Source organism: Nonomuraea corallina (genome assembly GCF_027620315.1).
GTDB lineage: Bacteria > Actinomycetota > Actinomycetes > Streptosporangiales > Streptosporangiaceae > Nonomuraea > Nonomuraea corallina.
Map to the genome: position 1 here is coordinate 1 of NZ_JAPNNL010000268.1, position 6309 is coordinate 6309.

General features: G+C 72.3%; 5 protein-coding genes and 1 pseudogene. 1 reads left to right on the top strand and 5 read right to left on the bottom strand.

The annotated features are described in order from the left end of the window. The first annotated feature begins 418 nt into the window (after positions 1-418). A complete protein-coding gene (locus tag OUY22_RS35105; protein ID WP_270159622.1) occupies positions 419-1528 on the top strand; it encodes a hypothetical protein in 1110 nt (369 codons plus the stop codon). A gap of 498 nt (positions 1529-2026) precedes the next feature. Here the strand turns inward: OUY22_RS35105 and OUY22_RS35110 are convergent, their stop codons facing one another. From OUY22_RS35110 to OUY22_RS35130, 5 genes and pseudogenes are all read right to left on the bottom strand, one after another. Further along, positions 2027-2920 carry a sigma-70 family RNA polymerase sigma factor gene (locus OUY22_RS35110; RefSeq protein ID WP_270159623.1) on the bottom strand — a complete coding sequence of 298 codons (894 nt, stop codon included), beginning with the start codon at positions 2918-2920 and terminating at the stop codon, positions 2027-2029. 10 nt (positions 2921-2930) lie between these two features. Next, entirely contained in the window at positions 2931-3317 is a 387-nt protein-coding gene (locus OUY22_RS35115) for an STAS domain-containing protein (protein ID WP_270159624.1), read from the bottom strand. A gap of 41 nt (positions 3318-3358) precedes the next feature. After that, positions 3359-4333, bottom strand: coding sequence for a phosphotriesterase family protein (locus tag OUY22_RS35120; RefSeq protein ID WP_270159625.1), 975 nt, complete (start codon positions 4331-4333; stop codon positions 3359-3361). A gap of 62 nt (positions 4334-4395) precedes the next feature. After that, positions 4396-5820, bottom strand: coding sequence for a methionine--tRNA ligase (locus OUY22_RS35125; RefSeq protein ID WP_270159626.1), 1425 nt, complete (start codon positions 5818-5820; stop codon positions 4396-4398). Positions 5821-5999: 179 nt separating this feature from the next. Then, positions 6000-6309, bottom strand: a pseudogene (locus OUY22_RS35130) (amino acid permease); the annotation flags it as partial.

Below are 6309 nucleotides of genomic sequence, written 5' to 3' on the forward strand. Positions count from 1 at the left end.
TGACGGCGGGGACGGCTCCAAGAGCGACCGGCGCGGCAGGGGCGAGAACAACCAGCGCGCCAACGCCCAGCGCGACCGGCGAGGCCAGTCCCAGCGCCGAGCCGAGCCGACGGGCGCCATGGCCGAGGCCCTCCGCAAGGCCGGCCTCACCGACAAGTAGCCGCGCCCGTACCTCCCGGGATCACCCAGGAGGCACCAGGCCTCACCGACACATAGCTGCCCCCGTGCCTCCCTCGGGAGGCACGGGGCTGACCGACAAGCAGCCGCGCCAGTGCCTCCACGATCGCCTAGGAGCACCAGACCTCACCGATGAAGAGCTGCCCCGGTGCCGCCTCGATCACCCGGGAGGCACCGGCGGCCCTCACCGTGCTCGTCAGGGGGGAGGACCGGCGTCCGCGCGGGGCGATACGGTCGAAGGGTGACCACGTACGACCGCGCGATCGAGCAGGCCCGTGACCTCCTGCGGTGGCGTTCGCCGCTGCGCACCGAGCTCTGGGCGTCCCGCCTGGCGGCCGAGGCCGGCCAGGACCTGCTGGACGAGCTGGCCCGGTCCGAGCGCCCGGAGGCGAGGCTGGCACTCGCCGCCCTGGCCGCCGTCGACGCTGCGGACATCCTCACACCCCCCGACCCGGACGCCCCGGCGACCGGTCCGGAGACCGACCACCCCACCCCGCCGGACCACCCCACCCCGCCGGACCACTCGGAGCCGGCCGCGACACCCACCGCACCGGAGATGGAGCGCTCCGCGGACGGGGCGGGCGAGGGCGGCGGGGTGACCGATCTCGCCGGGGTCGGGCGGGAGGCGTTGACGTGGCTGCCCGGGTGGGCCGCTCGCATGGGTCGGGTGCGGTGCGAGGGTGCCTGGTACGGCCGGGGCGACCGTTACGGCGAGCAGGTGCTCGCGGCCCTCGCGTTCCGTTACGCCAACGGCAAGGAGCCGCACCTGCTGGTGGTGGGCATCGACCAGGCGCACGGCGGGCTGGCGGTGGACGCGGTGGTGGAGGAGCCGACGTTCCTCGACGACCTCGGCCTGGCTCCGGCGCCGGAGGACGTGGTGGCGGGGCGGGTGCTGGACGCGTTCGAGGTGACCGACCTGCTCATGGGGGCCGAGGTGGCCGACGGCCTGCCCGCCGTCCGGGCGCTCGCGCTGTCACGCGCCCGGTCCATCCCCGATCCGGTACGGCACGCGCCCGACGAGACGTTCACCGCCTTCGAGGACCTGCCCGCGCTGCCCGGGGCGGACGAGGCGTTCGGCGCCCTGGCGGAGTTCCTGGGCGAACGGCCGCTGTGGTGGAGCCCGGCCCGGGTGTCGGCGTTCCTGACGTCGTGGCTGCCGCGCGAGGCGATCCTCGGTGACGCGGCGATCGCCGCCATGCCCGAGGTCCTGCGCGCCTGGACGCGCCACCTGGGCGACCATGAGGAGACCCATGACCGGATCACCGCGGAGGCTCCGCGGCTGCCCGCCCTCATGGCCGACGAGTCCCTGGCCGGCCTGGCCAAGCGCGTCGCCCGGACCCGCCCCCGGTAGCCACTCCCCGCCGGCACGCCCCGGCGCGTCGGTGGGTGGTGGGCGGGGGCGATCCACAGGTCGTGGGCGGATATGCTCGCTGTGACGTTCACGCTGCCCCCGCCCGGGCGTTGAGAGGGAGTTCTACGCGATGTACAAGGAGTTCGCTGCCGAGGCGGTCGTCTGGCTCGTGCCGATCGTGGTCCTCATCGGCCTTGCCCTGCTGATCACCGCCTGACAGCCAGGGGCGCTTCGCCCCTGGCCCTCACTCTCAACGCGCGCAGGTCGAAGCGGATCGCGCCGTCGAGCCAGCGTCTCCACAGCCTCGACAGCGTTCCGGCGCGATGCCCGGCGCGATGCCCGGCGCGATGCCCGGCGCGATTCCCGGCAAGGTGTCGTCCACGCACTGTTGCCCCCATGACGGCCCGGCCCCCGCCGCCTCCCCCTGTTGAAAGCGGCATTCCGATTAACCATGAGGCACCAGAGTGACGTCAACGTCCAAATGTGCCGAAAATCGGGCTACGAGGCCCAGGCCAGCAGCGGCCCGCCCTCCCGCAGGCGCTTGAGCGCCTGTTTCTCCAACTGCCGGATCCGCTCCCTGGTCAGTCCTAGATGCCCAGCGATCTCGGTATAAGTCCGGACCTCCTGCCCGGCCAGCCCGAACCGGAGCCTGAGGATGTACGCCTCGCGCGGCGGCAGCGTCGTGACCAGCTCGTTCAGCTCGGCGCTGAGCGCCCGGCGTTCGGTGAACTCCTGCACCTCCACGCCGTCCTCGTCGGCGATCAGATCGCCGATGCTGCTCTCGCCGTTCTCCCCCACCGGTGTGTCGAGGCTGACCGTCTCCTGGGCGTACGACCGTAACGTCGCCACCTGGCGGATCGAGCGCCCGGCGGCCTCGGCCAGCTCGTCGAGCTCCGGGTCGCGGCCGAGCGAGGCGGCCAGCCGGCGTTCCACGGTGAGCAGCCGGGAGAGCTCCTCGGCGACGTGGATCGGCAGCCGCACCGTACGGCTCTTGTCGTGGATGCCGCGCTCGATGGCCTGCCTGATCCACCACATGCCGTAGGTGGAGAACTTGTAGCCGCGCCGGTAGTCGAACTTCTCCACGGCCCTGATCAACCCGAGGTTGCCCTCCTGGATGACGTCGGTCATGGGCAGCCCGCGGTGGGCGTACTTGCGCGCCGCGGCCACGACGAGCCGCAGGTTGGACCTGATGAGCAGCTCTTTGGCGCGTTCGCCGTCGCGGCGGACGTCGTCCAGCTCCGGGGAGCCCGCGCCCTGGCCGATCAGGTGGTCCGCGTAGAGGCCGGCCTCGATCCGTCTGGCCAGGTCGACCTCGTCCGCGGCGGAGAGCAGGGGGGTTTTGCCGATCTGCCGTAGGTAGACGCCGAGCAGATCGGGCTCTTCGGCCGACATGCCGGGGCGACTACCCGGTAAACGGCGGGGAATTCCCCTCTTCGCTCAGCTCGGCGATGGCCAGCTCGGCGGTGGGCCTGATCTCGAAGAACTTGTCGAGCGCGGTGATCGCGAACAGGTGCTTGCACCGGCCGTTGAGCCCGGACAGCATCAGCCTGCCGCCGGAGGCGGTGACGGCCTTGTGGAGGTAGACCAGCACGGACAGGCCGGAGGAGTCGCAGACGCTGACCGCCTGCATGTCGATGATGAGCATCGGCGGCTGGGTGAGGTCGAGGGCCTTGGTGACCCGGTCGCGGACCTCGGCGGCGGAGCCGAAGTCGAAGTCGCCCGTCAGCCTCGCGATGACGCACGGCCCTTGAAGGCCGAGGCTGATCGACAAGGCTTGGTCCGAAGTCACCCGGCTCCACCTACCCGCGTTGCGTATGACTTCCCCATACTTTACGAGAAGTATCGGCGGGGGTTGACCACGAGCATCTGCTCGATCTGGGCGTCCGTCACGCCCGCCGCGCGCAAGGCCGGCAGCACGTCATCATGAATATGGTCATAACGCCAGTTGGGGGCGATGACGGCGACCTGGTCCCACTCGTTGGGGAAGTAGTCCATGAAGCAGGCGGTGTCGTGGCTGAGCACCATCCGCTCTGCGTAGCCGCGCTCGCACAGGGCCGCGATGGTGGCCACCCGCTGGGGCGTCGGGTTGTAGAGGTCGAGCCCGAACCGGTCCATGCCGAGCGTCGCCCCGGTGTCGGCGAGCCGCCGCAGGTAGTCCAGGTCGTTGCTGTCGCCGGCGTGCCCGACCACGACCTTGGTCAGGTCGACGCCCTCCTCGGCGAACAGGTCGAGCGCGGTGGTCCCGCTCTGGGTGGCGGAGTTGGTGTGCACGGTGATCGGCGCGCCGGTCCGCGCGTGCGCCCGCGCGACGGCCCGGCAGATGCGCTCGACGCCGGGGGTCAGCCCTTGCCGGTCGACCACGCACTTGAGGAAGGCCGCCTTGACGCCGGTGTCGGCGATGCCCTCGGTGAGGTCGCGGACGAAGTCGTCGATCATCGGGTCGGGCATGTCGAGGAGCAGCCCGGGGCCACGGTGCTCGTACTGGTGGGGCAGTTCCTCGAAGCTGTAGATGCCCGTGGCGACGATGACGTGGAGGTCCGGCACCCCGGCGGCGACGCGCTGGATGCGCGGGATGTGCCGGCCGAGCCCCCACACGGTCGGGTCGGCGATCGTCCGCACCCCCTTGGCCGCGAGCGCGTTCAGCTTGCCGATCGCGTCGGCGACCCGGACCTCCTCGTCCCACCAGGCGCCCTTGCCGTAGTTGTCGACGTGCTCGGTCGCGGTGACGAAGACGTGCTCGTGCATCAGGGTCTGGCCCAGATCGGCGACATCGACCGGGCCTTTGACGGTGTTGACGACGGACATGGCCACCTCCGTACCGGCTGGTCTGTCGGCGCAACCGTAAGCGGGCACTGACGGGCCGTCAACTACCGGCCCAGCCGGGGGAAGAGCGGCACGGGCGCGGGCAGCCGCCCGTCCTCCCGCTCGCGCACCGCCGCGGCCACCCGGCCCGCCGCCGTGGGCAGGAAGGGCTCCAGCTGTACGGCGAGCGCCCGGCAGGCGTGCACCAGCGTCGCCAGGGAGCGGTCCCGGGCGGCGGGCTCCTGCCGCCACGGCCTGGTCCGCTCGACGTGCTGGTTGGCCTCCTCGACGATCGCCCACACGGCGCCCGCCGCCCGGCGGAAGTCGAACGCCTCCAGCGCCTCGCGCACCCGCTCCCCCGCGTTCCGCACGGCCTCCAGCGGCTCCGGCGCGGCGTCGGGCACCCGCCCGTCACAGAACCGGCGGACCATCGTGACCACCCGGTGGACCAGGTTGCCGACGCCGTCGGCGAGATCCGCGTCGGCGCGGGCGATCAGCCGCTCCTCGGTGAAGTCCGCGTCGCCCACGCGCGGCACCTCACGCAGCAGCCACCATCGCACCGCGTCCACCCCGTACGCGGCCGAGAGCGCCACCGGGTCGGCCGTCACGCCCCCCGACTTGCTGATCTTGCGCCCGCCTGCGGTCACGTAGTCGTGCACGAAGAGCCGCGTGGGCAGCGGCAGCCCGGCCGAGAGCAGCATCGCCGGCCAGTACACGGCGTGGAAGCGGATCACGCCCTTGCCCAGGAGGTGGATCCGGTGCGGCTCACGCTCCCACCAGCGCCCGTAGTCGTCGCCGTCCAGGCCGGTGATGTAGTTGGCCAGCGCGTCCCACCACACGTAGACGATCTGGCCGGGGTCGCCGGGCACCGGGATGCCCCAGCCGCGCGAGCGCGCCGCCGACCGCGAGACGCTGATGTCCTCCAGCCCGGACTCCAGGAACGCCAGCACCTCGTTCCTGCGGCCGACCGGCTCGATCGCCAGAGCGCCGCTCCCGATCAGCTCCAGCAGCGGCTCCCGGTAGCGCGACAGCCGGAAGAACCAGTTCTCCTCCGACACCGGCCGCAGCGGGGCCTCGTGCCCCTCCGGGCAGGGGCCCTCCTGGTAGAACTGCTCGCAGCCGACGCAGTAGAGCCCTTCGTAGTGCCGGCGGTAGAAGTCGTGCGCGGTCGCGTGCCACAGCCGCTCCACCCCGGCGCGGTGGCCGTGGTCGGCGCTGGTGCGGACGAACGCGTCGAACGACAGGTCCAGCGGCCCGCGCAGCCCCTCGAACGCGGCGGCGTTGCGGTCCACCAACTCGCGCACCGGCACCCCCGCCGCCTCTGCGGCCAGCACGTTCTTCAGCGAGTTGTCGTCGGTGCCGGTGTGGAACCGCACCGGCTCGCCGCGCCCCCGATGGTGGCGGGCCAGCACGTCTCCCTGCACGATCTCCAGCGCGAACCCGAGGTGCGGGCGGGCGTTCACGTAGGGAATGGTCGTCGTGATGTACATCGGGTGCCTCCCAGTGGCCCCCTGACACGACGAGAGGCCCCGCTCGCAGGGCCTCGTCAAGGACGTCGTCCGGTGAACCCCGCTAGGGGGCCATCATCACCGGGAACGCCGTCATGCCGCCCATCCTACCGACCGGCCCCACGCCTCTCCCGGGATTTTCCGTACGAGGAAGCGGCGCTTCAGGCGAGCCGTCGGCGCACCGCCCACAGCGCCGCGCCGGCGGCGAACACGATCAACCCCGCGACCACCGACGGCAGCGGCAGGGTGGCCGCGAGCAGGAGGCAGAGCGCCAGCCCGAGCACCGGCACGGCCTTCGGCGGGGCGCCCTCGTCGCGGCGCAGGGTCAGGGCGGCGGCGTTCGCGATCGCGTAGTAGACCAGCACCCCGAACGACGAGAACCCGATCGCCTCCCTCAGGTCGGCGACGAGCACCAGGACGACCACGGCCGCCCCCACCGCCAGCTCGGCCCGGCGCGGCGCCTGGCGGACG

Coding starts and splice junctions, on each gene's coding strand:
- OUY22_RS35110 (WP_270159623.1), bottom strand. CDS start 2,920: ATGTCGGCCGAAGAGCCCGATCTGCTCGGCGTCTACCTACGGCAGATC.
- OUY22_RS35120 (WP_270159625.1), bottom strand. CDS start 4,333: ATGTCCGTCGTCAACACCGTCAAAGGCCCGGTCGATGTCGCCGATCTG.
- OUY22_RS35125 (WP_270159626.1), bottom strand. CDS start 5,820: ATGTACATCACGACGACCATTCCCTACGTGAACGCCCGCCCGCACCTC.